The sequence below is a fragment of the Blautia wexlerae genome, from assembly GCF_013300825.1.
Classification (GTDB): Bacteria; Bacillota; Clostridia; order Lachnospirales; family Lachnospiraceae; genus Blautia_A; species Blautia_A wexlerae_B.
The window spans coordinates 57,948-83,746 of the sequence record NZ_JAAIMY010000001.1 but is presented as its reverse complement, the minus strand read 5'-3'; the positions used below and the strand labels follow the sequence as shown (position 1 = coordinate 83,746).

22 protein-coding genes are annotated in these 25,799 nt (G+C 41.9%); 1 reads left to right on the top strand and 21 read right to left on the bottom strand.

Annotated features, from left to right (window positions below; genetic code table 11):
• Positions 1-38: 38 nt before the first annotated feature.
• Positions 39-1,655, bottom strand: coding sequence for a mannitol dehydrogenase family protein (locus tag G4417_RS00365; protein WP_173682240.1), 1,617 nt, complete (start codon positions 1,653-1,655; stop codon positions 39-41).
• A gap of 281 nt (positions 1,656-1,936) precedes the next feature.
• Between G4417_RS00365 and G4417_RS00360 the strand changes: the two genes are divergently transcribed.
• The gene (locus G4417_RS00360; protein ID WP_161233626.1) at positions 1,937-3,070 is read left to right on the top strand and encodes an ROK family transcriptional regulator; all 1,134 of its coding nucleotides are present in this window, start codon (positions 1,937-1,939) and stop codon (positions 3,068-3,070) included.
• A gap of 192 nt (positions 3,071-3,262) precedes the next feature.
• Here G4417_RS00360 and G4417_RS00355 read toward each other — a convergent pair whose 3' ends face one another.
• From G4417_RS00355 to G4417_RS00265, 20 genes are all read right to left on the bottom strand, one after another.
• A complete protein-coding gene (locus G4417_RS00355; RefSeq protein ID WP_173682239.1) occupies positions 3,263-5,017 on the bottom strand; it encodes a glycoside hydrolase family 13 protein in 1,755 nt (584 codons plus the stop codon).
• A gap of 21 nt (positions 5,018-5,038) precedes the next feature.
• A complete protein-coding gene (locus G4417_RS17430; RefSeq protein ID WP_334296866.1) occupies positions 5,039-5,191 on the bottom strand; it encodes a Fic family protein in 153 nt (50 codons plus the stop codon).
• Between the two features lie 26 nt (positions 5,192-5,217).
• Complete coding sequence (locus G4417_RS00350) at positions 5,218-5,472, bottom strand: hypothetical protein (RefSeq protein ID WP_026649178.1); 255 nt, start codon at positions 5,470-5,472, stop codon at positions 5,218-5,220.
• A 144-nt stretch (positions 5,473-5,616) separates the two neighbouring features.
• Positions 5,617-7,425, bottom strand: coding sequence for a Na/Pi cotransporter family protein (locus G4417_RS00345; protein WP_173682238.1), 1,809 nt, complete (start codon positions 7,423-7,425; stop codon positions 5,617-5,619).
• Between the two features lie 365 nt (positions 7,426-7,790).
• Positions 7,791-8,501, bottom strand: coding sequence for a DUF4163 domain-containing protein (locus G4417_RS00340; RefSeq protein ID WP_120062015.1), 711 nt, complete (start codon positions 8,499-8,501; stop codon positions 7,791-7,793).
• A 412-nt stretch (positions 8,502-8,913) separates the two neighbouring features.
• Positions 8,914-10,266, bottom strand: a complete 1,353-nt coding sequence (locus G4417_RS17240; protein WP_173682237.1) for a sedoheptulokinase — start codon at positions 10,264-10,266, stop codon at positions 8,914-8,916.
• On the bottom strand, positions 10,263-11,450 hold the full coding sequence (locus G4417_RS00330) for a pyridoxal phosphate-dependent aminotransferase (RefSeq protein ID WP_173682236.1): 1,188 nt from the start codon (positions 11,448-11,450) through the stop codon (positions 10,263-10,265). The genes G4417_RS17240 and G4417_RS00330 overlap by 4 nt, the downstream gene beginning before the upstream one ends.
• Positions 11,451-12,109: 659 nt before the next feature.
• Positions 12,110-12,511 (bottom strand): ATP synthase F1 subunit epsilon, encoded by a 402-nt coding sequence (gene atpC / locus G4417_RS00325; RefSeq protein WP_008704958.1) that lies wholly within the window; start codon positions 12,509-12,511, stop codon positions 12,110-12,112.
• A gap of 15 nt (positions 12,512-12,526) precedes the next feature.
• Positions 12,527-13,921 (bottom strand): F0F1 ATP synthase subunit beta, encoded by a 1,395-nt coding sequence (gene atpD, locus G4417_RS00320; protein ID WP_008704959.1) that lies wholly within the window; start codon positions 13,919-13,921, stop codon positions 12,527-12,529.
• Between the two features lie 31 nt (positions 13,922-13,952).
• Entirely contained in the window at positions 13,953-14,810 is an 858-nt protein-coding gene (gene atpG, locus G4417_RS00315) for an ATP synthase F1 subunit gamma (protein WP_022380877.1), read from the bottom strand.
• A gap of 20 nt (positions 14,811-14,830) precedes the next feature.
• Positions 14,831-16,360: a F0F1 ATP synthase subunit alpha gene (gene atpA, locus G4417_RS00310; protein ID WP_008704965.1), complete on the bottom strand. Its 1,530-nt coding sequence runs from the start codon at positions 16,358-16,360 to the stop codon at positions 14,831-14,833.
• Positions 16,361-16,484: 124 nt separating this feature from the next.
• A complete protein-coding gene (gene atpH / locus G4417_RS00305) occupies positions 16,485-17,024 on the bottom strand; it encodes an ATP synthase F1 subunit delta (RefSeq protein WP_173682235.1) in 540 nt (179 codons plus the stop codon).
• Positions 17,021-17,524, bottom strand: a complete 504-nt coding sequence (atpF, locus tag G4417_RS00300; RefSeq protein ID WP_019162980.1) for a F0F1 ATP synthase subunit B — start codon at positions 17,522-17,524, stop codon at positions 17,021-17,023. The genes atpH and atpF overlap by 4 nt, the downstream gene beginning before the upstream one ends.
• Positions 17,525-17,642: 118 nt before the next feature.
• Complete coding sequence (gene atpE, locus G4417_RS00295; protein WP_008704968.1) at positions 17,643-17,921, bottom strand: ATP synthase F0 subunit C; 279 nt, start codon at positions 17,919-17,921, stop codon at positions 17,643-17,645.
• 130 nt (positions 17,922-18,051) lie between these two features.
• Entirely contained in the window at positions 18,052-18,810 is a 759-nt protein-coding gene (locus G4417_RS00290) for a F0F1 ATP synthase subunit A (RefSeq protein WP_173682234.1), read from the bottom strand.
• A gap of 56 nt (positions 18,811-18,866) precedes the next feature.
• On the bottom strand, positions 18,867-19,283 hold the full coding sequence (locus tag G4417_RS00285) for a hypothetical protein (RefSeq protein WP_173682233.1): 417 nt from the start codon (positions 19,281-19,283) through the stop codon (positions 18,867-18,869).
• Between the two features lie 59 nt (positions 19,284-19,342).
• Positions 19,343-19,612: an AtpZ/AtpI family protein gene (locus G4417_RS00280; protein ID WP_055201082.1), complete on the bottom strand. Its 270-nt coding sequence runs from the start codon at positions 19,610-19,612 to the stop codon at positions 19,343-19,345.
• 320 nt (positions 19,613-19,932) lie between these two features.
• Entirely contained in the window at positions 19,933-21,042 is a 1,110-nt protein-coding gene (locus tag G4417_RS00275) for a substrate-binding domain-containing protein (RefSeq protein WP_173682232.1), read from the bottom strand.
• Between the two features lie 238 nt (positions 21,043-21,280).
• The gene (locus G4417_RS00270) at positions 21,281-21,976 is read right to left on the bottom strand and encodes an RluA family pseudouridine synthase (protein WP_173682231.1); all 696 of its coding nucleotides are present in this window, start codon (positions 21,974-21,976) and stop codon (positions 21,281-21,283) included.
• A 1,345-nt stretch (positions 21,977-23,321) separates the two neighbouring features.
• Positions 23,322-25,580 carry a hydratase gene (locus tag G4417_RS00265; protein ID WP_173682230.1) on the bottom strand — a complete coding sequence of 753 codons (2,259 nt, stop codon included), beginning with the start codon at positions 25,578-25,580 and terminating at the stop codon, positions 23,322-23,324.
• Positions 25,581-25,799: the final 219 nt, after the last annotated feature.

Here is a 25,799-nt window from a genome sequence, read left to right as displayed (position 1 = left end):
CCTCCTGAAAGTCAGTTATAGTATCCATCTGCTGAAAATCATCCAACATATTTATGTATTGTTGCTCTTACAGCTCCAGGTCCTGCGATCATCTCACGGAACATATCCTCAACCTTCTCTCCCACACCGTCTTTGTAAAGGTCAGTGAAGAACAGACGCTCATTGGAAAGAATTGGTTTTAACTGATCCTTAAATGTTTCAGGTTTACCTACTACAATATCCTTAAACTGTTCCTGCAGTTCCTCATTCATTGGGTCCGGTGCAAGTTCAAATTTATTTCCTTCATCATCTACACCAAGCATATATCTGAGCCATCCTGCAATTCCCAGAGGAATAGCTGTCAGTCTGGAAGCATCTCCGAATTTCTTTACATATGCTTTGATTGTTTCGCCGAAACGGATACCAACCATCTGAGATACATCTACCGCCAGACGAAGGTTGGTGTCTCCCAGATATTCATTTGGAAAACGATCATTAAAAAGCTCATCAACAAATGCCTGGGGAGAAAGGATTCCAGGGTCAGCAACTACCGGAAGACCTTCATCATAAGCAATCATACGTGCCATTTTCATCATATCTTCATTTGTATTAAGCATATGCGCAAACAGATCATATCCAAGAACTACTCCCAGCGGACCTGTAGCAGAATGAACCGGATTCAGACATACTGTTACTTTCATACGTTCAGAAAGGTTAACTGTATTTCTGTCTGCCATATATACGCCGAAACCTTTTTCCAGAGCCGGACGTCCATTAGGGAAGCTGTCCTCTATTACCAGATACTGTGGTTTCTCAGCATTGACAAATGGTGCAATGTATGTCTTCTTACCTGTGATCACCGGCTGCATGTTCTCAACACCCAGATTCTCAAGGTCTGCTGCAATCTGCTCGCTTGGACGAGGTGTGATCTTATCGATCATTGTCCATGGAAAAGCAACTACTTTCTCATCGCTTACATAGTTTACAAATCCCTCATCAACAAATCCGGCTTTCTTCCACTCTTCTGTCATTGTCAGTACTGACTCACGAAGCTTTGCACCGTTCTGTGAGCAGTTATCCATGGAAACCAGTGCGATGGGATATTTTCCTGCTTTATATCTTTCATAAAGCATTGCAACCAGAACTGCCATGGCACCAACTGCTTTATCCGGACCATTCTTGATATCTGCCTCTACAAACGGGAACCATGTTCCGTCAGCTTTCTGTAATGCATAGCCTTTCTCTGTGATCGTAAATGAAACCATCTGCAGGGATTTGCTTGTGAAGATTTCTTTCAGGCGTTTCCACTGTTCTGCATTAGAAGACTGTGCCTTCACTGCTTCCGCAAAAGCTCCGACTACTTTATACTCACGGGTTCCATCCCCATGCAGGATTACACTTAATCCAAGATTGTCATATGGATCATAAATCTTATCTACTACATCATAATCAAAGGTTTCCACACAGGTAATCCCACGATCCAGAACTCCCTCTTCCAGAAGACCATCTGCAATTCCACCGATAAACACGCGGAAAATATTTCCGATACCAAAGTGAACCCATACCGGATTCTCCTTTGCATTCTCAGAAACTGCTTCCACATCATAACTCGGGAGAGTAATTCCTGCCTTTTTCCATGCTTCCTGTTCCTTGATTCCATTGATTGATAATTTCATATTATATCCTCCTTGTTTGTCTTATTCGATGCTTATTGTTTGTTATTATGTTTTTTACTTACGTTTATATCTTAACTGTAAGTTGAGTATATATCTTTTATTTTAAAAAATCCATTGACAGAAATTCTAATTTTCAAACAACTTTTTTGTCTATTTTACTATAGTGTACTGACAAATTGATGTTGCTGATCGTGCCGGATATTTTTATTGTTTTTTTTTCGTTCTATGCTACAATAAAACTGAAACTTAACATTATCTTGTAACATAATCAGGAGAATATTATGAGTGAAAAGGGATTGACCAACATTAGTCTCAAGAAAATAAATAAATCAAAGGTTTACCAGTATATTTACAGAAAAAAAACGACCTCCAAGCTGCAGATTGTTCAGGAACTGCAGATGGGGTTATCCACTGTCAGTCAGAACCTGAACCTTCTGGAGCAGGAAGGTCTTATTGAAAAAAATGGTTTCTTTGAATCCACCGGTGGAAGAAAGGCAAACGCCCTTCAGATTGTATCAGATTTTAAAATTTCCATTGGTATCGGTATTTTAAAAGGGATGTTTCATATTACTGCTGTAGATTTGTATGGAAATGCTTTCTATACAGATACCATTCCGCTTCCATATTCCAACACACCGGATTACTATAAACAGGTCACTGACGCAGTAAAAGAATTCATCTCATCGCGCCAATATGACAATGACAAAGTTCTTGGCATCTCCATTGCCACACAGGGTATCACATCCCCGGATCATACCACTGTACTATATGGAGATATCATGAATAACGCAGGCATGAAACTGGATGATTTTTCCAGATATCTTCCATATCCCTGTTATCTGGAACATGATTCGAAATCAGCTGCGTTCCTTGAATTATGGAATCATCCTGAGCTTGACAGTGCTGTTATCATCCTGCTGAACCGAAATCTGGGCGGCGGCATCATTACCAATCATCAGATTCATCAGGGGATCTCCATGCACAGCGGAACTCTTGAACATATGTGTATTAATCCCGACGGCCCACTTTGCTACTGCGGCAGCCGTGGCTGCCTGGAAACCTACTGCTCTGCCAATGCACTGGAACAGGCTGCTGGTATGCCTGCCAAAGAATTTTTTCCTCTTCTGCGTGAAAAAAAATCTCCCCAGATCATACAGATCTGGAAAGATTTTTTAAACCATCTGGCATTTGCCATGAAGAATCTCAACCTTGTTATCGATGCACCGATCATCCTCAGCGGATATCTGGCACCTTATTTTACAGAAGAAGATATTGAATATCTGGCAGAACATCTCCATACAACCGCACCATTCATACTGGATAAAACACAGATTCTGGTCGGTACCAACGGACAATATACACCGGCAATCGGAGCGGCTCTGCATTATGTAGAGAAATTTATTCAATCCGTTTAACTATGGCAATCTGCTTCGCTACGCAATTCTACACCAATTAACTGCTCCGCAGCTTATCAGAAGGAGGCTTGCACTCCTCCTGATACAGGCAAGTCCTCTCCCACTGCTGTTATATGCAGCGGTCCGGGGGCTTCTTTTATATAACAGTAATATTCTTTCGGGATATTCGTTTCTTTTTCCGTGCTCTGTTGTCTAAATCCTTCGGATCAATGTTCCATTCACACCAAGTATCTCTCCATCAAACTCCCGGGCAAAAAGCACTTCTCCGGCTTCTTTTACCTTTATCTCTTTCTCCGATGTATTTAACAAAACTTCCATTTTATTTCCTTCTTCATCTATTTTGATATACTCTACGCATCGGTCGTTTTCATAGGTATCCGGAAAATGGAAATGTGGGCTTCTGCATATTTTTTCATTTCTTCTTAGCATAATCAGTTTACGCATTGTTGCTATCTTTTCCTGATTCTCTTCGCTGTTAATCTCGCTCCATGGCATACATCTTCTGCAGTCCGGATCATGGGCACCTTCCATTGCGATCTCCGTTCCATAATAAATGCAGGGACTTCCCGGAAGAGTGAAGAGAATCGCAAGCTGCTGATAGAATTTATCCAGATCATGGAAACGGTTCATAAGCCGCTCCGTATCATGTGAATCCAACAGATTAAAAAGCACATCATTATTCTGCTGCATATACATGGTATAGCAACGGTTTACCATATATTCGAATTCCTCTCTTTTCATTGTTTTATCAAGGAAAAAATCATGGATTCCACTGAGCAGTGGGTAATTCATAACTGAATCATATTCATCTCCCTGCAGCCACTGGCTTGCATCATGCCAGATTTCCCCCAGCAGATAAAGATCCGGTTTTACTGCTTTTAAATGTTCCCGTATCCGCTTTAAGAACCGATGAGACACTTCATTTCCCACGTCAAAGCGGATTCCATCTATATCAAATTTCCGGATCCAGTCCTCACAGACCTTGCAGAAATATTCGATCACTTCTTCATTATTCGTATTCAGTTTCGGCATCGCATCTGTAAATGCAAAAGAGTAAAAACGCCGGTCTCTGGTGTCTGCTCTTTTTCCAATCTGTTCCCAGTCTTCTATCATAAACCAGTCTGCATAACGAGAATCTTTCCCATGCTCCAGCACATCCATCCACGGCGCAAATTTTCTTCCGCAATGATTAAATACTGCATCTACCATAATACGGATTCCCTTTTCATGCGCTTCCCTGCAAAGTGCTTTCATCGTTTCTTCATCACCGAAAGCCGGATCAATCTTTGTATAATCCGTAGTGTCATATTTGTGATTGGACTCTGCTTCCATGATCGGATTCAGATAGATACCGGTAATCCCCAGTTCCTGAAGATACGGTAATCTCTGACGGATTCCTTCCAGATTCCCTCCGAATTTTTCCTCATTTGTTACAGTTCCGTGATTTCTCCACGGCGTGATATCATTTCCATTCTTTTCCGGCGTCCCATTGCAGAACCTGTCCGGAAAAATCTGATACCAGATGGTGTCATTTACCCATGCAGGTGTGCGGTTTATATCTGCCGGATTCATCCAGGGAACAATAAAGCACTGCTGCATACGCCCATCCATCTGAAGCTGCTCTTCTGTCAGGAAACCATCTTCAAAATAATACCAGACTTCCTGTTCTGTTCTCAGTTCAAAATAATATTTACATCTTTTATATTCCGGAAAAAGTGTTGTTGTCCACCAGATTTGATGAGGCAGACGTTTTTTATAAATAATTTCCTCTCTTTTTCCTGTCCATTTTTCCTTTCCCCCCAGGATTCCGGCCTCATAGGGATCTCCGTAATGGATAAATACTTGTTTTACATCATATCCGGTCTTAATATTTACGATCAGTCTGTCCTCATCCAGGGGATAACTCATCTGCTCTGATGTTTTGTGGTATACACCTGTAAATTCCATCTTATTTTTCCTTCCTGCTCTTTATATTTTTATATATCTCTGATTTCTGCTATTCGGTTTATCTGGTAATGTCATTTGGATCAAGTTCATCTTCAAGTGCGGTTTATATTCTCCCACAAAAACATCTCCAGGATTTCCGTTATCTTGCACATTATCTTGCACACTTTTTTGCATACTTTCTTCTTCAGGATAGATTCCGTCTACTTCAGTGCTGTCAGAATCCCCATTGCATTGTCGTAATCTTTCTCTCCGACCATGATTTCATACAATGTTTTATCTGTTCCAAAGTTCCCACCCATGCTGCGGACGGTTCCCCTGCCCGGGGCTGTCATTTTTTCTTCGTGGTTGACTCTCTTTGTTTTGTATTTGATTTTCTCTGAATCTAAGGCTTTACAATACTGCTCATATTTATCCCTGGATGCACCGAGATAAACTGTTCTACTGTCGAATAACATAATTACTTCCTCCTTTGGGGTTGTTGTGTTTGCAAAAACAATCCAGCCTGCTGACAACTATAACGAAAAAACAGCAGACATCTGTTTCCAGATCATCTGCTGTCATTATATCATATATATTTACTTCTTTGTAGTATAAAAGTATTATTCTACCTCTTCCGGTTCCATGCTTCGCATGTGTTCCTCGTTCTTTACGATTTCATACTTCTGGCGATATTCCTTGAAGTATGTATAATATTCCACGCTGTCAGATGGGTAAATCTTGGAATCATGGATATGCATATCCGGATTCTCGTCTCCACTCTTAAGGAGAGCTACCATTGCACTTGCACAATGTGCTGCAATACGGTTAAAGCTGTTGAGAATATCTGTATATACAGTTCCCTCTTCCAGTCCGCAATTGCCATTACTCAGACGCTCTACATGATGCATCTTTAGCTCATTGCATAAGGATGTGATAATCATTCCAAGCGGTGCAACTCTCTGTGCCATCTCTTTGTCATCATTGAGGAATGCACGACAGGTAAGGTTGATCTCCTCGCGAACTGCTTCCATTACTACATTCAGCTCATCCCAGGCTTCCTGTGAAAAATTAGTGTGATTATCATGCATTTCACTGGACATATAGGCAATGTAGGATGCATGGTCACCGATTCTCTCGAAGTCATTGATGGTATGAAGATAAAGTGAAGCCTGCTTTGTCTGGGCACTGTTCATCTCATGCTTTGTCAGCTTCATCAGATAGTCGCCAAGACGGCTTTCATATTTATCGATCAGGTTCTCTTTTCTCTGTACCTTGTCAAATTTATCCTGCTGATATTCGTTCAGAAGGTTCATGGCACGGTTAACATTCTTACGAAGCTTCTTTGCCATACCACTCATGGCACGGTGGCACTGTCCAATAGCAAGTGCCGGATAATTCAGAAGACGTTCTTCCAGAAGATCAAAGTCTGCTTCATCTTCCAGTTCCTCTGCACTGTCTTTTACAAGCCAGCACACCAGCTGCTCGATCTTCGGTATGAACGGGAAAAGAACACATACTGTTGCTACACGGAATACAGTATTCAGTAAAGCAATTGCAACCGGTGACATGATCATATCCATAAATCCGAAATGTACGATAGCATTTACTGTATAGAAGATCACAGACCAGAGTATCAGGCCAAACAGGTCGTTGATCAGGTAAACAAGTGCTGTACGTTTACCATTTTTATTAGCACCGATGGCTGAGATCAGGACCGGACAGGCCGCACCTACACCGATACCAAGAACGATTGGAAATGCACTGGAAAATGTCAGGATACCTGTTACAGATAACGCCTGCAATACACCGACTGTGGCAGATGCACTCTGCAGCACTGCGGTAAATGCAATACCTACCAGAATACCAATCAGAGGATTGGAAAACATGGTCAGCATATTTGTAAAGGTCGGGCTGTCTTTCAGCGGTGAAACAGCACCACTCATTGTCTGCATACCTGTCATCAGGATTGCAAAACCAAGCATGATATTACCGATATTTTTATGCACGGAGCGCTTACATGCCATGCGAAGGATAATACCAATAATCGCTACTACTGCTGAAATTGTTGCAGTGGATAAAATCTTAGCAATTCCATTCTTTCCATCAATATAAGAAAGACAGAGAATCCACCCGGTAATACTGGTTCCAATGTTAGCTCCCATGATAATACCGATGGCCTGCTTCAGCTTCATCATACCTGAGTTAACGAAACCAATGACCATAACAGTTGTGGCAGAAGAAGACTGGATCACGCTGGTAACACCAGTACCCAGAGCAACTCCCTTCAGCGGTGTGTTTGTCATTCGATACAGAAAAGCTTCCAGCTTATTTCCGGCAACCATTTTCAGGCCATCGCCCATCAATGACATACCAAACAGAAATAATGCCACTCCACTCAGCAATGACAATATCATTGAAAAAATTTCCATCATTTTCTCCTTTGTCGTCTGCCTGATTTCCCACCTCATCTCAGAAAATCGGCGCATAATGTAAGCAGGTTATTTTACCTGTTTCTAATCAGAATTTAACCTGCTTTTTACTTTTCCATTCTTATTATGTCACGTCCGGGAGATTATTACAATAATTGTTTTTTCAAAAATTACATTTTTTCTATAGCGTTTAAAATGCTGTCTTTTTTTTCCTGAATTTTTTTGCAGTTTTCATAAAATTTTCCGGCATGCTCCAAAACCTATCGGAGCATGCCGAAAAATAACATACAATAAATCGGACAGTAAAGAAGCAGGATATGATTTAAACTCATACCATGCTTCTGTCACCCTATACCAACTTGATATTAATTTATTTTTCCCTTCATCGTAATAGAAGATTTTCCATTTCCTCCCATTGGCTGATACGGTCCAAAACATACTACAACTTTCTTGCCTGGTTTAATATAAAAACAGAATTCAGAGTATTTCATCTTCATAATTGGTTCATATCCCCTGCTGGATATCTTATTCGCATACGTACTGGCAATTCTTTGTTTTGCGGAATCTCTGCTTCCTGCAAGCACATCCTGAATTCCCATCTTTTTCCCATCTTTGAGGCGATAAGTCAATCCATATTCCCAAACATTACCTACTCCACCGGCATACCATTTACATGAATATCTAAAACTGATATATCCATTTTGGTTAAACATAACTTTACATGTCACTGTGTCATAATATTTCTCACCATAATCCTGACGAAAAGAATTATATTTGTCTCCCTCAAAATACTCAAACAAGCTCTCTTTACCAGAAAGAGTCTTCTTATAATCAGCTCTGAGAGACTTATTAATTTTCTTAATTGCCGCACTGTTTCCCTTTAGCTGTGGTAACTGATAAAGATACTTTGCACTCATGTTTTTATATTTTCTTATTTCCTTCTTATTTATTATTTCATAAGAAGCCTTAGACGCTGCAATAACCGGAACAGGTTTAATGTTTGGTAAAACAAAAGCCAATCCTAGAATCAAACAGATAGTAAATAACGATTTGCATATGGACTTTTTTCTTTTCATAACTGAAATCTCCCTTCTTTTATTTATAGTTGTATTTTACTACTAACAAGCCTGTTTTCCAACTACAAATAAAGCACATTATTGAAATTTTACATATTATCTTATCTCAATACATATTTAACCAAATCAAGCAAATCCCTACCAATTTGGAGGTTCTGAATAATTTGTAGTTTTTTGCTATATGATAGATACATCACCTGAAATTTACAAATATGGATCCGGATACTTATTACTCTCCAAAAGAAGCGGAACAGATTATAAATCGTATGATTAAACATCTGGAAGCAAAATAAAAAACAGGAAAGAAAGTACCACGTAACCATCTTTTAATGATTGCGTGACACTCTCTTTCCTCAAATTCCAGTATTAAAATCAATTGGTTACTCACAATCCGCTTCACTGCTTCATTTTATTATCTGGTGGAGTTGCTATAGTTATACATACTACTGCTCATTGCCGCTCCTGTCGCAGCCTCCTCTTCACATTCTGCCAGAACAAGTTCTGCCTTGAACATATCTTCAATAATTTCACACAGTACCGGATTTTTTCTCAGTCCATTCCCTGAACCAATCATACGCCTGATCTTTATGCCGATTCCTTTTTGAATAGTCATATACATCTGATACAGTTCTGTGCTCATTCCCTTCAGAACACCATAGCAAAAATCTTCAGGTGTAAAGTTTTCGGAACAGATCTGGGTAATACTGCCGCTTTTTTCCGGATTTACCCGCGTACCGTCAAATGTTGTTTCAACTTTAATCTTTCGACTTTCAGTTCTTTCACTATTCTGGTCTCTCCCTGTTCTTGCCATCTTTTCCATTACTTTGTATAATGGCTGCTCCTGTCCGGTCGCTTCTTTTACAATTTTTCGGAAAAACTGTTCCAGAAGCGCATATGCCTTGCCGCCACACAGAGATGCTCCTGCAAGCAGATACTTCCTATTTAGGAAAGGTCTTGCCTCAATTCCATCTCCCGAAAAATACTGACTGGAAAGAACAGAAATCTGTCCGCCGGTTCCCATATTGACCAGTAATATATTCTCCTCATCACCTGCTGCTCCAAGGAAGCTTGCCTGGTTGTCTCCGATTGCTGTTGTAACTGTCCGTCCTCTGTATGTACCCAATTTTTCTATTCCCGTACAGACATCAGGCAGCCAATTTACGTCCACTCCCATTTCAGCCAGTTTTTCTTTTTCAAAGCACATCTTATGGCTGTCAAAGAATCCAAAACCTGCCGCATTGCTCACATGTACCAATGGTTTTTTACGCCCTGTCAAATACATTCCAAAATAATCCATGATCGTACAGAAGCTCAAAGCCGAATCCGGAACCAGATTATGTCTGATATTATAAATGTGTGTGACAAGCCCATATCCTGAAGCAGCATGGATTTGACATCTTTCCCGAATTTCTTCTGTTAAAGGAATCTGATCCCCATCGCAGATACTTCCTCTGGCATCCTGCCATGTATATAACGGACTGACACAATTTCCTTCTTTGTCAACATAGACAATTCCATGCATCTGCCCTGTGAGCCCAATCCGCTCAACATGCGGATACTTCTCCAGGAAATAATCCAGCAGATTCACTGCTCTTTCTACAATTTCTTTTGCATACTGTATTCTTTCCCATTCATTTCCGGTTTCGATAAAGCAACCGTTCTCTACAGTTTTTGCCTCCAGAATCTTTGCCTGTCCGTTTTCCTCTTTTTCCAGAACAACACCGCTTATCGTTGTTGTCCCAATGTCAATCCCCGCCGTTTTCACAGTCCAAACTCTTCTGCCAGTTTCTTAAACTCCGGCAGGGAATTAATAATAGTATCATAAGATACACAATAAGCCAGTCTCACATAACCCGGGCAGGCAAAGGAACTTCCCGGAACCATGAGAATATTATATTTCTTTCCAGCTTCGCAGAACGCTTTTTCATCTGCTACCGGTGATTTCACAAAGAGGTAGAATGCACCCTGGGGTTTGATGCACTCGAATCCGCATTCTTTCAGTCCATTGTATAATGCCAGACGGTTCTTGTCATATGCAGCTACATCCACTTCTGCATCTACACATTTGGCAATCACCTTCTGCATCAGGGATGGGGCGTTGACACATCCGATAGTACGGTTGGCAATAGCCACAGCAGTAATAAGTTCTTCACTGCCATCCGCTTCATCCGGAATTACCAGATAACCAATACGCTCTCCCGGAAGAGACAAAGATTTACTGTAAGAATAACCAACAATAGTGTTGTCGTAATATTTTGTCAGATACGGAACCTTTACACCATCATAAGCCAGCTCTCTGTATGGCTCATCAGAGATCAGATAGATCACACTTCCAAATTCCTGCTGCTTTTTCTCAAGAATTGCTGCCAGTTTCTTAATGGTTTCTTCAGAATATACAACACCAGTGGGGTTATGAGGTGTATTTACGATCACTGCCCTTGTCTTTGCCGTAATCTTCTGCTCAAACTCCTCAAGATTCGGCTGGAATGTGGTAGTATCCGGAGAGATTTCCACAAGCTTGCCATCAAAATTACGCACATATGCACCATATTCCAAAAAGTATGGTGCAAAAACAATCACTTCTTCCTCAGGATTCAGAATCGTCTTGAAAATCACATTCAGACCGCTGGCTGCTCCAACTGTCATAATCAGATTCTTCGCCGCAAACTTTGTCCCAAAGCGACGGTTCAGAGATTCTGCAATTGTCTGGCGCACATCCTCAAATCCTGCATTACTCATATAGCCATGAAGCACTGTCGGCTCCACTTCATTCACCAGATCTATAATAGCCTCCTTCACACACTCCGGCGCCGGAACGCTCGGATTTCCAAGACTGAAATCATAAACTTTGTCCGCACCGTAAATGGCTCTGAGACGATTTCCCTCCTCAAACATCATACGGATGGCTGAATTATTTTTTACATAAGGTTTCATTTTTTCTGCTATCATAACATATTCGCTCCTGTCCAAATAATCCCGGCAAACCACCGAAATTCAAAATAATATCGCAACTGCCCACTTTCCCTTACAGTCGCATAATCTATTTCTATTTTAACCTCATCATGGTAAAGTGTCAATGTGTGACAATATACTATATTCCATCTTTTAACCGAAATCAAGTGGATAAAATCATCCACTTCGCTACACAGTTATTCAGAAGGAATGTTTGCGCTCCTCCTGATACAAGCAAGTCCCCACTCACTTCTTATTGCTTTTCGCAACCTCCGCAGGGGACTTACCTGATTCGGTTAAAGTGTATTTAAAAGATCCAACCACCAGCATAGAAAAATAATTTATTTCATGTGCATTTGCAGGATATTTAGATATTCTTAGCTGGTCAAAATCTGCGTTATGAGAAAAATGACACACTGTCTGAGCGAAGCGAGTTTGTGGCATTTTTCTCATGCCTTTAGCAGATTTTTAACAGCTTAGAATATCTTAATGTCCGAAACCGCACATGAAATAAATTATTTTTCTATGCGTCCCTCCTTCAAATCCCTCCCTCAAATTCTTCCCACTATATCCCTAAAAAACCATATCACAAACAAAAAAGACCGACAGTCTCCCCTCCCGGATTTCCTGTCAGTCTTTTAATAACTCTTATTTTCTCAGCTCTTCACACTCAAACGCACCAACGCCCTCTGCAGCTTAGCCTCCACAATCTTATAATCATGATCACTCAAACCACCTTTGGCGATCATCTCCTCAGCTCTTTTCTTAGCTTCCTGCGCGCGCTGCTCATCAATATCCTCTTTCCACTCCCAGGTAGTTGCAAGGACACGACACTTTCCGTTCATAACAGAAAGCATCCCACCAATACAGGCTGCGGTTCGTCTGCTGCCGTCTTCCATTACCACACTTGCTTCACCCATTCCCAGGGCAGTACAGTAATTACAGTGTCTGGCAAGAATAGCCAGATCACCACTGACAGTTCTGCAGATCACACGCTCCACATTACCTTCAAAGAGCAATCCGTCCGGTGTTCCGATTCTCAACGGGAAAGTACTCATAGGACATTTCCCCCTTTACTGATTCTTGGCTTTTTCAAACACTTCATCGATGGTTCCCACAAACAGGAAATAACTCTCAGGAATGTCATCACACTCACCGTTCAGGATCATTCTAAATCCTCTCAGTGTTTCCTTCAGAGGAACATATTTACCAGGCATACCTGTGAACTGTTCTGCTACAGAGAAGCTCTGTGACAGGAATCTCTGAACCTTACGGGCACGGCTTACAGTACGTTTGTCTTCCTCAGACAACTCATCCATACCCATGATGGCAATGATATCCTGAAGCTCTTTGTAACGCTGAAGAACTCTCTGTACTGATCTGGCAATCTCATAATGCTCTGTTCCTACGATCTCAGGAGAAAGGATACGGCTTGTGGAATCCAGAGGATCAACAGCCGGATAAATACCCTGGCTAGAGATCTCACGGGAAAGTACAGTTGTTGCATCCAGATGTGAGAATGTAGTTGCAGGAGCCGGGTCAGTCAGGTCATCGGCAGGCACATATACAGCCTGTACAGATGTGATGGAACCCTTTCTTGTGGAAGTAATTCGTTCCTGCAGGTTACCCATTTCAGTTGCCAGTGTAGGCTGATAACCTACGGCTGAAGGCATACGTCCCAGAAGAGCAGACACCTCAGAACCTGCCTGTGTAAAACGGAAAATATTGTCAATAAAGAGGAGCACATCCTGGTTCTTCTCATCACGGAAGTATTCCGCCATGGTAAGTCCGGAAAGTCCAACTCTCATACGTGCTCCGGGCGGCTCGTTCATCTGACCGTAAACCAGCGCAGTCTTGTCGATAACTCCACTTTCTTTCATTTCATTGTAAAGGTCATTTCCCTCACGTGTACGCTCTCCTACACCTGTAAATACGGAAAGTCCGCCGTGTGCAGTTGCTACGTTGTGGATCAGCTCCATGATAAGAACTGTTTTTCCTACACCTGCACCACCGAAAAGACCGATCTTACCACCCTTTGCATAAGGGCAGATCAGGTCAACGACCTTGATACCTGTCTCCAGGATTTCTGTTGCAGGCATCTGTTCTTCATAAGAAGGAGCCTGACGATGGATAGACCAGCGTTCCTTTGCCTCCGGTGCCGGAAGATTATCTACCGGGTCACCCAGAAGGTTAAATACTCGTCCCAGACATTCTTCACCTACAGGAACAGAAATGGGACCGCCTGTATCCAGAGCTTTGGCACCGCGCACCAGACCGTCAGTAGAATTCATGGCAATACATCTTACCACATCATCACCAACCTGCTGTGCAACCTCGGCAACCAGCTTTGCGCCATCATTATCAATCTCTATGGCATTGAGAAGAGGCGGCAGTTCATCGTGCGCAAAGCGGATATCCAATACCGGACCGATAACCTGCACTACCTCGCCAATGTGTTTTTCACTCATGTTAGTAATCTCCTATCTGTTGGAAATTATATTAAAGACCTTCTGCACCTGCAACAATCTCCGTGATCTCCTGCGTGATGCTGGCCTGACGTGCCCTGTTGTAATACAGATTGAGCTGATCAATCATCTCTTCCGCATTACTTGTGGCTGCATCCATAGCCATACGTCTGGCTGCCAGTTCACTTGCGGTACTTTCGCAGATACCGCCATAAACCAGTCCTGCCAGATATTCCGGAACAATGGCATCAAATACTGTCTCTCCGTCCGGTTCATAGAGGATCAGATTCTTCGTCTCTATCTTACCTCCGCTTTCCTCTCTGATATCAGTCATAGGAAGCATGGAAAATACCTCCGGTTGCTGAGAAAGCATGGAATCAAAGACAGTATAGCATAATTCAATATGACCAAAGGTTCCTTTTCGAAATTCCGTGCAGAGCATATTTGCCATCTCAAAACAGTCCGCCACAGAAATACTTCCCACTTCTGCAAACTGTTCTGTCAGAGCTTCAATCTCCCTCTGGCGGAAATATTCTACTGCTTTCTTTCCAACCGGCAGAACCATGTAGTCCTTACCTTCAGCAGAAGCCTCCAGACATTTGAAAAGGTTTGCATTATATCCGCCTGCCAGTCCTCTGTCACCTGCGATCACTACATAGCAGGTTTTATTGTTGGAAGACTCTTTCGCATAAACGGATGAGAAATCTGTATTCTCCCTTGCAATCTCTTTCAATGTCTCATGAAGTTCTGTAAAGTACGGACGGCATACCTCTGCACGTTCCTTTGCCTTACGCAGTTTGGAGGACGCTACAAGCTCCATGGCCTTGGTAATCTGCATGGTACTCTGTACACTCTTGATACGCAGCTTTACCGCTTTCATATTCGAAGCCATACGATACCCTCCTAATCACTTTATTTCTCAGGTCTTGTATTCAGGAAGTTCTCTGTATACGCATCCAGTACGCTGCGAAGCTTCTGCTCTGTTTCCTGCTCCAGCTTACCTGTTGAGCGAATCTCCTGCATAACCTCTACGCCTGCTGCATCTGTATCCAGATAGGTATATAATCCTGATTCATATACATTTACGTCTTCCACTTTTACTGATTCCAGAACACCCTTTGTAACCGCATAAAGGATCGCAACCTGCTTCTCTACAGGAACCGGTGCATTCTGGTTCTGTTTCAGAACTTCCACAATACGTGCACCCTGTTCCAGACGTGCCTTTGTATCAGCATCCAGATCAGAGCCAAACTGTGCGAAGCTCTGCAGTTCACGGTACTGGGAATAAATCAGTTTCAGTGTTCCTGCTACCTTCTTCATTGCCTTGATCTGCGCATCACCACCAACTCGTGATACGGAGATACCCGGGTTTACAGCAGGCATGATTCCTGAGTGGAACAACTCTGTCTCCAGGAAAATCTGTCCATCTGTAATAGAAATAACGTTAGTAGGAATATAGGCAGATACGTCACCTGCCTGTGTCTCGATGATCGGCAGTGCTGTCATAGAGCCGCCGCCATGTTCATCATCCAGCTTCGCTGCACGTTCCAGAAGTCTGGAATGCAGATAGAAAACGTCACCCGGATATGCCTCACGTCCGGGCGGACGACGGATCAGCAGGGAAAGTGCACGGTATGCAACTGCATGCTTACTTAAATCATCATAGATGATCAGCACATCTTTTCCCTTATTCATAAAGTATTCACCCATTGCACATCCGGAATAGGGTGCTATATACTGCAGCGGGCTTGACTCAGATGCTGTAGCTGCCACAACGATAGTATAATCCATTGCGCCGTTTCTGGTCAGGTTCTCTACTAATGTAGCTACTGTGGAACGCTTCTGTCCAATGGCTACATAAATACAGATCACATCTTTTCCCTTCTGGTTAATGATGGTATCTGTAGCAATTGTAGTTTTACCAGTCTGGCGGTCACCAATGATCAATTCTCGCTGTCCACGTCCGATAGGAATCATGGAGTCGATGGCTTTGATACCGGTCTGGAGAGGCTGATATACAGATCTTCTCTCACAGATTCCAGGTGCCTTGCTCTCAATCGGCCGGAATTCTTTTGTATCAATCGGGCCTGCTCCGTCAATTGGCTGTCCCAGTGCATTTACAACACGCCCAACCATGGCGTCACCTACAGGTACAGACACGACCTTGCCTGTACGCTTTACGGTCTGACCCTCACCAATGTTCTCATCTGAACCAAAGATTACGATGGAGACACTGTTCTCCTCCAGGTTCTGTGCCATACCGAAGCTTCCGTCCTCAAATTCCAGAAGTTCTCCTGACATACAGTTTACCAGTCCGCTGGCTCTGGCAATACCGTCCCCAACCATAAGGATCGTACCTGTCTCGTTCTGTTGAATGGCATTTTCGTAATATTTTATCTGGCTTCGGATGACCTTGGATATTTCCTCAGGTTTTAATTGCATGTTTCCATTCCATCCTTTTATATTCTATTATTTTGCGCTGTCTGAATTCAGAAATTTAAAGATTTTTCATATCCATATGTCAAATACCCATACAGTACGATTCTCAAATCCGGAATCCAGTTCCTTATACTACCAATTCATTCAGTTTCTTCGAAATACCGGAAATGCGGCTCTGTACTGTACCGTCGAGCTGTACGCCCTCCAGTTCCACGCGAAGTCCGCCAAGAACAGATGCATCTGTCTTCTGAACCAGATACACTTTCTTTCCGCTTAGCTTCTCAAGCTTCGCTTTCAGAGCTTCCATCTGAGTCTCACTGAGCTTCACTGCACTGGTAACCACTGCCTCCGCAATTCCATGTGCACTGTTGTAGCGTCTGATAAACTCTTCGCAGCATCCGGCAAACTCTCTCAGAATCTTGCGTTCACACAATATTTTCAGAAAATTCACCAGATATCTCTCTGCCTGCCCTCCGAAAGCCTCTTCAATCATCTTAAGTCTCTCATCTTCAGGAATTGCCGGTTCTCCCAGCAATTTCAGATATCCCGGATTCTCCCTGAAAATCTGTCTGATCGCGATCATCTGCTCCATGATCTGTCCATCGAGCTTTTCTTCAGCGGCAAGGTCATACAGACTTCCGCCGTAAACTCTGGCAGTTTTTGTCATGATGCCTCACCTACATTCTCAATAAACTCATCAATCAGTTTTGCATGATCCTCTTCACTAATTTCGCGCTCGATCACTTTTCCGGCAATCTCAACAGCCATACCGCCGATTTCTCCCTTGATCTCGTTGACTGCCTTACGTTTCTCCTGTGCAATGTCTTTCTCTGCCTTCTCTTTCATGGCAGTTACCTGACTGGAAGCCTCCTTAAGCATCTCTTCACTCTGGATAGCTGCTGTTTTCTGAGCTGTCATCACAATGTCATTTGCCTTATTCTTGGCTTCCTGCATATTCTTTTCATATTCTGCTTTCATTGCCTGGGCTTCTTCCTTTGCCTTCACTGCATCCTGGATCTGGGCATCCGCTTTTGCTTTGCGCTTTTCCAGCATCTCATTGATGGGCTTGAAGAGGAAACGTTTAATCAGATATACCTGAATAAAAAGGTTGCAAATCGTCGCTATAAAATTCCACGGCACAATTCCAACTAATTCCTGTACCTGCATGTTTGTAACCTCCTGTCTATACTTATGCGGATCATTCTCCGGCTGCTGCCGGAATTATCCACAGGTTCCGTATCAGATGCCGCTTAATCTGTGATATACGGCATCTCAGCTGTTTTTATCAGCTCAGGAAGTTCATGAACATACCAGGTGCAACGAAAATAAGTAACAGACCGGTTACGAAACCGTAGATACCTGTTGTCTCTGCGATGGCACATCCAAGAAGCATGGTAGAAGTAACATCACCCTTGCACTCAGGCTGACGTCCGATTGCTTCCAGTGCCTTTGCTACTGCGTTACCTTCACCAATACCAGGTCCGATACCTGCGATCAGCGCACATCCTGCTCCAATTGCACATCCTGCTAATGCGATACCTTTTGCCAATAACTGAAAATCCATATTAAAACCCTCCTGTTAAAAATAATCTGCAGCTTTTTCCCCTTTGCTGCGGTATTAATTTTTCTGCTGTATTTCAGCATTCTTTGCGGTTATCACCGCTGCCGTTTTGCTCCGGCAAATCATGTTTCTGCTACTCTTCTGCTGCATTTGCAATGTACATTACGGTCAACATACAGAAGATAAACGCCTGCATAACTCCCGAAAACCAGTCAAAATAGACCGATGTTATCGCAGGTACACCGACATCAAGAATCGGTATCTTTGACAGTACATCTCCCAATGCACCCGGGATCAGGCCCAGAAGTGCGGAACTTGCAACTGCCAGTGCCCCATAGATCAGGCCATTGATTACCACACCGGAAAGGATATTTCCGAAATGACGACACGCCATACTGACAGGTGTAGCCAGCTCGGAAAGAATATTAAACGGTGTCATAACTGCGATCGGGGTTGTAAATCCTTTCAGATAACCGCCAAATCCGCTGGTCTTTATCTTCTGTGCTGTGATCATAATGAAAACCACAACTGCCCATGCAGCCTCAGTAGAAAGGTCTGCTGTAGGGCTTCGAAGTCCGATCAGACTGATCAGGTTGGAAACCACGCTGGTTGCAAAAAGTGCTGCAACAAATGGTATCAGGTATCTGAATTTCTCACCCATATTTCCGATTACAAAGCTGTTGGCCTTCTCTACAATGAGCTCTGCCACAGCCTGACGTTTGGAAATGTTCTCTTCTTTCAGATCATGTGTCAGCCAGATACACAAACCTGTTATGAGTATCATAACAATCCAGCTTACCACCATTGTCTCACTGAGTCTTAATGGTCCGAGAACAGGCACATCAATGGGTAATGTAAAGAATATCCTTGCCCCGCTGATATCCAATTCCATACTCTTTATTCACCTCCCGTCTCTCCCGGTACTGTTCCGGTTTGATATAGAAATACCTATTTGTTAGTATGAAAAATTCCTGCAATTTTAATTCCTGTTCCGGGAAATAAAAGAGGAACGATTCCTGCCACAAAATGAAAACAGGGTGCCACGATTGCCAGGATCACCCACAACATCTGGATCAGCATTCTCTGGGAGTAACTTGCTTTGATCCTCATTCTCGCTGTGTCCTCATCTGTTGCTGCAGCTGCTTTCTGCACTGCAAGTCCCATAAAAAAGAAATTAAGGACTGCCACACATGCTCCCACTGCCCCTCCAAGAAATACCGTATAATCAAACGGTACTTTCTGCGGCATGAAAGCATGCAGCACTCCAAACACGATCCACATCAGAATCAGCCCGATTCCGGTGATGGCAGCTACCTTCCCGGTTTCCTTCTTTACGGCAGGCTGAACATTTTCTATAATACTCATACAAATCTCCCTTCTATTCCCATATCATTTTATCCCACATATTTACTCTGACCATAAATCTAAAGATGTCTGTTAAATGATACTTTGTTTTTTCTCTTTTTGTTCTCTTTCCTCTGCTGTCTGTTAATAGAAAGATAAAATTTATATGCCACTGTCCCTGAACCTCCAAGACCAAAGAAAAAACCGGGGATATATACCCATCCTCCAGCTCCGGTCTTAGAAACAATCAGCCAGCATACTGCCAGACATATCAGGACAGGGGTTATGAGAGACAGTCCAAGCTGCGACAACATGGTGACATTTCTGATGATCTCTGACCATTGTTTCATTTTCTTCTCCTTTTTGCTTAATTTTTGCATATATTTTCAAGAATTTATAGTCAAATTTTATCATATATTCTTTAAAATTACAATCTTATTAAACAATTTTATCAAATATTTTTTGTCCATCCAATATTTTTTTGTTATTTTTATGTCGTGTATGTGATTATATCATCAATATAAATCTTTTTATACAGTCAAAGCTTCTGATCTATTTATATTTTTTAAAACGGAAGAAGTACAAAAAAAGCACGAAAACAACTCTTCACTGTTTTCATGCTTTCTCTTTCGTATATAATTCTGCCTTATATATAACAAATTCCGTATTACTATTCTGCATAAAGATATGCACTGCTGTCCGGATCATCAAGATTCTCTGCATCAATCCATGCCGGATTCAAAAGCAGTTCTTTCTCAATTGTCACAGATTTTTTTGGAGCCGTAGTTTCCACTGCTGCCCAGATTGTCTGATATCCCATCGCATAAGACTGCTGGGAAACACATCCAATCTCTTCCCCGTTTCGGATAGCTTCCTGCTGTTTCGTTGTAGCATCCACACCCACCAGTGCCGGTGCATCCTTCACATCTCCCTTGTCCAGTTCAAGATACATCTCTGTAATATCTGCATTGGTGCAGAATACACCATCCAGTGTAGGATATTTTTCCAGAACTTCCTTCATGGAAGCCTCCATATCATCTACCTGATCAGAATAAATAGTTTCCACAACTTCAATGTCTCCGTACTTCCCGATATTATTCATAAATCCTTCTACACGGTCCTGAACACTCTTTGTCTTCTGCTGTGCGGAAAAAACCGCAACCTTTCCCATCTTTCCAAGTGCACTGCCAAGCTGATAAGCAGCCATCTTTCCTACCTGTACATTATCAGTTCCCCGATATGCCCTCACCAGTTTCTTCTCGGCCACATTAGAATCAAATGCTATAACCGGAATTCCATTCTCCTTTGCAGCTTCAAGCTGTGCCTCACAGGAGTCCATATCACTTGCCGAAATACAAAGAACATCCGGATTCTCTGCAATAACAGCATCTATTGTATTAATCTGAGTTTCTACGTCCTCTTCATTATCAGGGCCTTCAAAAGTCATGGTAATCTGGTCATCTTTTTTATAACCATATGCATTATTAATTTCCTTTACCGCATCCTCCATGCCTTTCTTAACCATCTTCCAATATTCACCTTTGACACATTTGCTTACCACTGCGATCCTTGAACCTGCATGGATTTTTACATCTGTATCAATCTCCGGGATCAACGGACTCTCATCCTCTTCCTTCACTGCTTCTGCCTCTGAATCGGATTCTTCGATAGCGTCTGCCACCAACGGCTGAATTGTTTCTTCCACTTCTGCTTTGCTGCACCCTGTCAGCATTGCCAGCCCTGTTATTAAACTTATCGCTGCTGCCGCCGCTCTTTTCATTTCAATTTCCTCTTCCTTTCAGTGCTAAACCGCACACTGCAGCAATCCCATAAAATAATATCCAATTACTGCAAAACAACAAAATCAGTATCTGTTCCGTAACTTTCACAAAATAATCAGCACCGAACAATTACCGAAAACCTCATAACAGCATATTTCTTTCTACATTATACACACTTTACGAAATTCGTCCAGAGATTTTACAGATTTTTCACTTTTTCACTTTTATACGTAGAAACTACAGAAATGCACTACCCACAGGTTTCACCTGAAATTTCATCTGTTTCTTCGTCACCGGATGCCAGAATCCCAGCTTAGCAGAACAGAGAGCCAGAGGTTCCCGGCCATTCTGACAGGGATTATACTTCCTGTCACCAACCAGAGGCATTCCGGCATATGCCATCTGCACACGGATCTGATGATGTCTTCCTGTATCCAGATAAATCCGAACCAGATTTCTCTCTCCATCATCCCGAACCCCTTCTTCGCTTTTCCATGTTTTCAGAACTTCATATGACAGTATCGCTTTTTTCGCTCCCACAGTTCCCTCCGTAACTACAGCGGAACTGTTAGTCCTGTTATCCTTCTTCAGCCAGTTCACCAGTTTTGCGCTTTTCACCTGTGCATGTCCCTCTGTGATTGCAAGATAAACCTTCTTTATTTTTCCTGTTGTCATCTGTCTGTTCAGATCTGCTGCCGCTTTCGGATTCAGGGCAAACACAAGAACTCCCTCCACCGGCTGATCCAAACGGTGAATAATTCCCAGATATGGTATCTTACCAGGCACCTTCTGAGCAATATAATTCTTCAGAAGACTCTCCATATCCATACTGCCAACACGTGCATTCTGAACTGCGATCCCCGCCGGTTTATGACAGACCAGAATATCTTTATCTTCATATAAAATATAGTCTCTGATATCTTTTATCCACATAAAAAAACTCTCCTTTTCATGGAGAGTATATCCCAAAATTGCCTTATACGCAACAGACAAAACAATAAATAAGCACTGCTAAAAAGAATACACGAGTACCATTCAAAACGGTCATCACTTTTTACTTTTCTTAATTTCAAAAATGATGACCGTTTCAATGTTCTTCGTTATTCAATTTATTTTCCTCTTAGTATTCTTTCTATAATAATATGTTATTTACAGACTACTTTATAGGTTTCACTATTAAATTTTTCTATCTTTATTTAAAATTCTTATCCTGTTTCCTGCTCATAATCCATATGTACTGTTTATTAATCTGATTCACATCTGCTTCCATGCTATGATATCAGTTATCCAGTTCATTGGAATTTACTTAGAAAGTTTTATAGATTTCAAATTATAATTTCACGGATTATAATTTATTTTTTCATTTGCGAAATATCGGATACACTTTTTCACCATTTTTTCGTGCTAAGCAATCATAAACTTAACTTCTTAAATTCATAACTGTTTAATTTTCTTATGTGCTTTTCATATGTATTGAACATTAATGGCAGATGTTCTGAACTATGTAAAGTATCACGGAAAAAGTACCTTAATATTTCTCACTCAATATCCTGTAACTTTATGTACCTGATATTCTTCTGATGCAGGATTTCAAACCATATATCAAATTTCATATGCCTCTCAAAACATCGTTCTTACCTTCAGTCTATCTGTTACCTGAACCTCTGCTTTCAGGCTAACTACTGAGATAAGGGTTATGCTCTTCCGATAAATATTTCTTTACATATTTACCAAAATCCCTGTATCAGGTCTGTGACAGATATTCAATATAAGTTATCGCTTCTATAATACCTTTGATACATTTCTTCCTTATCGAACTGTGCGTATATTCTATATAAGGAAATGTTCTTTATACAATCTCCGTATCAGGTCTTTCTTGCAGGAAATGCGATACCCGTCACTCTTATATTGATTAAGTTATAACTTCTTTCCCAATGGAATCACCCGAACCTTTCTTTTATTTTCATCCTTTTCATTGGAACATTTATATATGCTATGAATTGAATGAATTGCTTTGATTATTTAATTCGTTTTCTTGTTTCTTTTGATGGTGTTATAATAACACTCTCTCCATTATTTGTCAATACATTTTTGCATTTTATTTTAATATTTTCTGTTTATAATTGTATGATTTGCATTTATTTTACAATATTTTCATTTATTTAATAATTTTCAGAATATTTTATCTTCTTATGTTTCCGTCAAAACCCTTCCAACACAAAAAAGATGCAGCTAATCCTGACCTGCAAAGAGAGGATTGCTGCATCTTCATTACTTCCTATTTTCGATTATAATTAATCAGACACCCTTTAAGGATAATCTCACGCTCATCATCCGTAAGTTCCCCAAGCGCCACGTCAAACTCCTTCAGTCCTTCAGTACCGACAACATAACCTCTGATCACATCATCCTTCTCCTCCACAGCTTTACGAATCTGCGGGAAGAACAGATAATCTCCGTTTGTAAATGGAAGCTCCCCTTCTTTAATCAGGAATGGAAGCATACCCCAGTTGATCAGATTGGAACGATATCTCTTGGTCGCATACTCATTGGCAATATTTGCCCATCCGCCAAGCACCTTCTGACAGGAAGCAGCCTGCTCACGCGCAGAGCCATCACCTGGTTTTACTGCAAAGATCGTACTTCCCACACCAAGATTCTCCTTGCTCACATCCGGATAATCCTTCCTGATCACATCCATTACAGGCTTCATCTCCGGTAATGCATCAACCGGACATTTGCCCTCCTGAATAGCCTTCTGAGCTTTCTGAACTTCTTTCGCACGACCTACATATGCAGGATCCTTTCTGGAAAGTGTAAACTCTGCCAGTCCAAGTGGATTGGAACGATAGGAAGAAGTTTCACCGGACGGGATCAGCTCGTCTGTTGTAGTAACCGGATCATGAATCTCAGAAACAACCTTCACGATCAGATTCTCCGGAAGAGCTGCCATCTCCGGCCAGTCCTTAATGTTCGGTCCAAACTGAATCTCCACACTCGGATCAGCCACACCCTTACTGTCAAATACACGATTATCATAAATTGTCTTGTCAAAGAAATACTTCTGACCTGTATAACCGCCTGTATAATCCTCAGCAGAAGTCAGGAATCCTTTATTAGCTGCTGTTGCCGCAATAGAACGTGCATCCATAAGTGCAACAGAAGAAATCTGGCCATTCTGGATTTTGGAGCCTTCGCGGTTCGGGAAGTTTCTGGTTGTATGACGGATACTGAATGCATTATTTGCAGGAGTATCGCCGGCGCCAAAGCAAGGTCCGCAAAAAGCAGTCTTCACAACAGCACCAGTTCCAAGAAGTTCTGCCAGAACACCATTCTTGGCCAATTCCATATAAATTGGAGTACTTGCCGGATATACACTCAGTGTAAACGCATCTGCACCGATACTCTTACCTTTAAGGATATCAGCTGCTGCACAGATATTTTCAAATCCGCCGCCTGCACATCCTGCAATAATTCCCTGTTCCACATAAAGTTTACCGTCAATTACTTTATCCCTCAATGTATAGGGAACTTTTCCATCCAGACTGATCTGGGCTCTCTTCTCAACATCTGCCAGAATATCATCCAGATTTGCCTTCAGTTCATCAATTGTATATGTATTACTTGGATGGAACGGCATAGCGATCATTGGTTTGATCTCACCCAGATCAATCTCTACACAACCATCATAATATGCTGTTTCGCCCGGTTTCAGTTCTTTATAATCTTCACTTCTGCCATGAATCTCATAGAACTCCTGAATCTTCTCATCCGTCTGCCAGATAGAGGAAAGACAGGTTGTCTCTGTTGTCATTACATCTACACCAATTCGGAAATCAGCACTTAAATTTGCAACACCAGGTCCTACGAATTCCATAACTTTATTCTTCACATATCCGTTTGCAAAAACTTTGCCGATAATTGCAAGCGCAACGTCCTGAGGACCTACACCCGGGCGTGGAGAACCTGTAAGATAAATGGCCACTACACCTGGCATATTGATATCATAAGTCTGGGAAAGAAGCTGCTTTACAAGCTCCGGTCCGCCTTCACCCATTGCCATGGTTCCCAGCGCACCATAACGTGTATGGCTGTCTGAACCGAGGATCATTTTTCCGCCTGCTGCAAGCATTTCTCTTGCAAACTGATGGATAACTGCCTGATGAGGCGGTACATATACGCCGCCATATTTCTTGGCACAGGTAAGGCCAAACATATGATCATCTTCATTAATAGTACCACCTACTGCACAGAGTGAATTATGACAGTTCGTCAGTACATATGGCACCGGGAACTTCTCAAGTCCTGATGCACGTGCAGTCTGGATAATACCGACAAAAGTGATATCATGAGAAGTCAGCTTATCAAATTTGATCTGAAGTTTCTCCATATTCCCTGAAGTATTGTGTGCTTTCAGAATCGAATAGGCAATTGTATTTTTTGCGGCTTCCTCTTTGGAAACAGGAAGATCTGCCTGAACCTCCGGAACGATCTTCTGACCATTCAGTAAATACACACCGGTATCGTATAATTTCATAATGTCTCCTCCATTCTGTTTTTTTGCATATCACAAATGCAGTTTTTCTCCTGAACCGTCACTTTGACACGCTAATTTATGGAAATTTAGGTTTTATTATAGAATATTCCGCCGAAATAATCAAGTCCAGAGTGTGTTTAAAAAAGACTATACGTATTTTCTCCAAAAACGCCTTATATATAAAGAAATCCCCCAGAAAGTAAGGAGTCACACACCTTC

What these genes read in the sequence shown, in the direction of transcription:
- G4417_RS00365 (WP_173682240.1), bottom strand. Translation starts at nt 1,655, where the DNA reads ATGAAATTATCAATCAATGGAATCAAGGAACAGGAAGCATGGAAAAAG.
- G4417_RS00360 (WP_161233626.1), top strand. Translation starts at nt 1,937, where the DNA reads ATGAGTGAAAAGGGATTGACCAACATTAGTCTCAAGAAAATAAATAAA.
- G4417_RS00355 (WP_173682239.1), bottom strand. Translation starts at nt 5,017, where the DNA reads ATGGAATTTACAGGTGTATACCACAAAACATCAGAGCAGATGAGTTAT.
- G4417_RS17430 (WP_334296866.1), bottom strand. Translation starts at nt 5,191, where the DNA reads ATGCAAAAAAGTGTGCAAGATAATGTGCAAGATAACGGAAATCCTGGA.
- G4417_RS00350 (WP_026649178.1), bottom strand. Translation starts at nt 5,472, where the DNA reads ATGTTATTCGACAGTAGAACAGTTTATCTCGGTGCATCCAGGGATAAA.
- G4417_RS00345 (WP_173682238.1), bottom strand. Translation starts at nt 7,425, where the DNA reads ATGGAAATTTTTTCAATGATATTGTCATTGCTGAGTGGAGTGGCATTA.
- G4417_RS00340 (WP_120062015.1), bottom strand. Translation starts at nt 8,501, where the DNA reads ATGAAAAGAAAAAAGTCCATATGCAAATCGTTATTTACTATCTGTTTG.
- G4417_RS00330 (WP_173682236.1), bottom strand. Translation starts at nt 11,450, where the DNA reads ATGATAGCAGAAAAAATGAAACCTTATGTAAAAAATAATTCAGCCATC.
- atpC (WP_008704958.1), bottom strand. Translation starts at nt 12,511, where the DNA reads ATGAGTACTTTCCCGTTGAGAATCGGAACACCGGACGGATTGCTCTTT.
- atpD (WP_008704959.1), bottom strand. Translation starts at nt 13,921, where the DNA reads ATGAGTGAAAAACACATTGGCGAGGTAGTGCAGGTTATCGGTCCGGTA.
- atpG (WP_022380877.1), bottom strand. Translation starts at nt 14,810, where the DNA reads ATGGCTTCGAATATGAAAGCGGTAAAGCTGCGTATCAAGAGTGTACAG.
- atpA (WP_008704965.1), bottom strand. Translation starts at nt 16,360, where the DNA reads ATGCAATTAAAACCTGAGGAAATATCCAAGGTCATCCGAAGCCAGATA.
- atpH (WP_173682235.1), bottom strand. Translation starts at nt 17,024, where the DNA reads ATGACAAAAACTGCCAGAGTTTACGGCGGAAGTCTGTATGACCTTGCC.
- atpF (WP_019162980.1), bottom strand. Translation starts at nt 17,524, where the DNA reads ATGCAGGTACAGGAATTAGTTGGAATTGTGCCGTGGAATTTTATAGCG.
- atpE (WP_008704968.1), bottom strand. Translation starts at nt 17,921, where the DNA reads ATGGATTTTCAGTTATTGGCAAAAGGTATCGCATTAGCAGGATGTGCA.
- G4417_RS00290 (WP_173682234.1), bottom strand. Translation starts at nt 18,810, where the DNA reads ATGGAATTGGATATCAGCGGGGCAAGGATATTCTTTACATTACCCATT.
- G4417_RS00285 (WP_173682233.1), bottom strand. Translation starts at nt 19,283, where the DNA reads ATGAGTATTATAGAAAATGTTCAGCCTGCCGTAAAGAAGGAAACCGGG.
- G4417_RS00280 (WP_055201082.1), bottom strand. Translation starts at nt 19,612, where the DNA reads ATGAAACAATGGTCAGAGATCATCAGAAATGTCACCATGTTGTCGCAG.
- G4417_RS00275 (WP_173682232.1), bottom strand. Translation starts at nt 21,042, where the DNA reads ATGAAAAGAGCGGCGGCAGCAGCGATAAGTTTAATAACAGGGCTGGCA.
- G4417_RS00270 (WP_173682231.1), bottom strand. Translation starts at nt 21,976, where the DNA reads ATGTGGATAAAAGATATCAGAGACTATATTTTATATGAAGATAAAGAT.
- G4417_RS00265 (WP_173682230.1), bottom strand. Translation starts at nt 25,580, where the DNA reads ATGAAATTATACGATACCGGTGTGTATTTACTGAATGGTCAGAAGATC.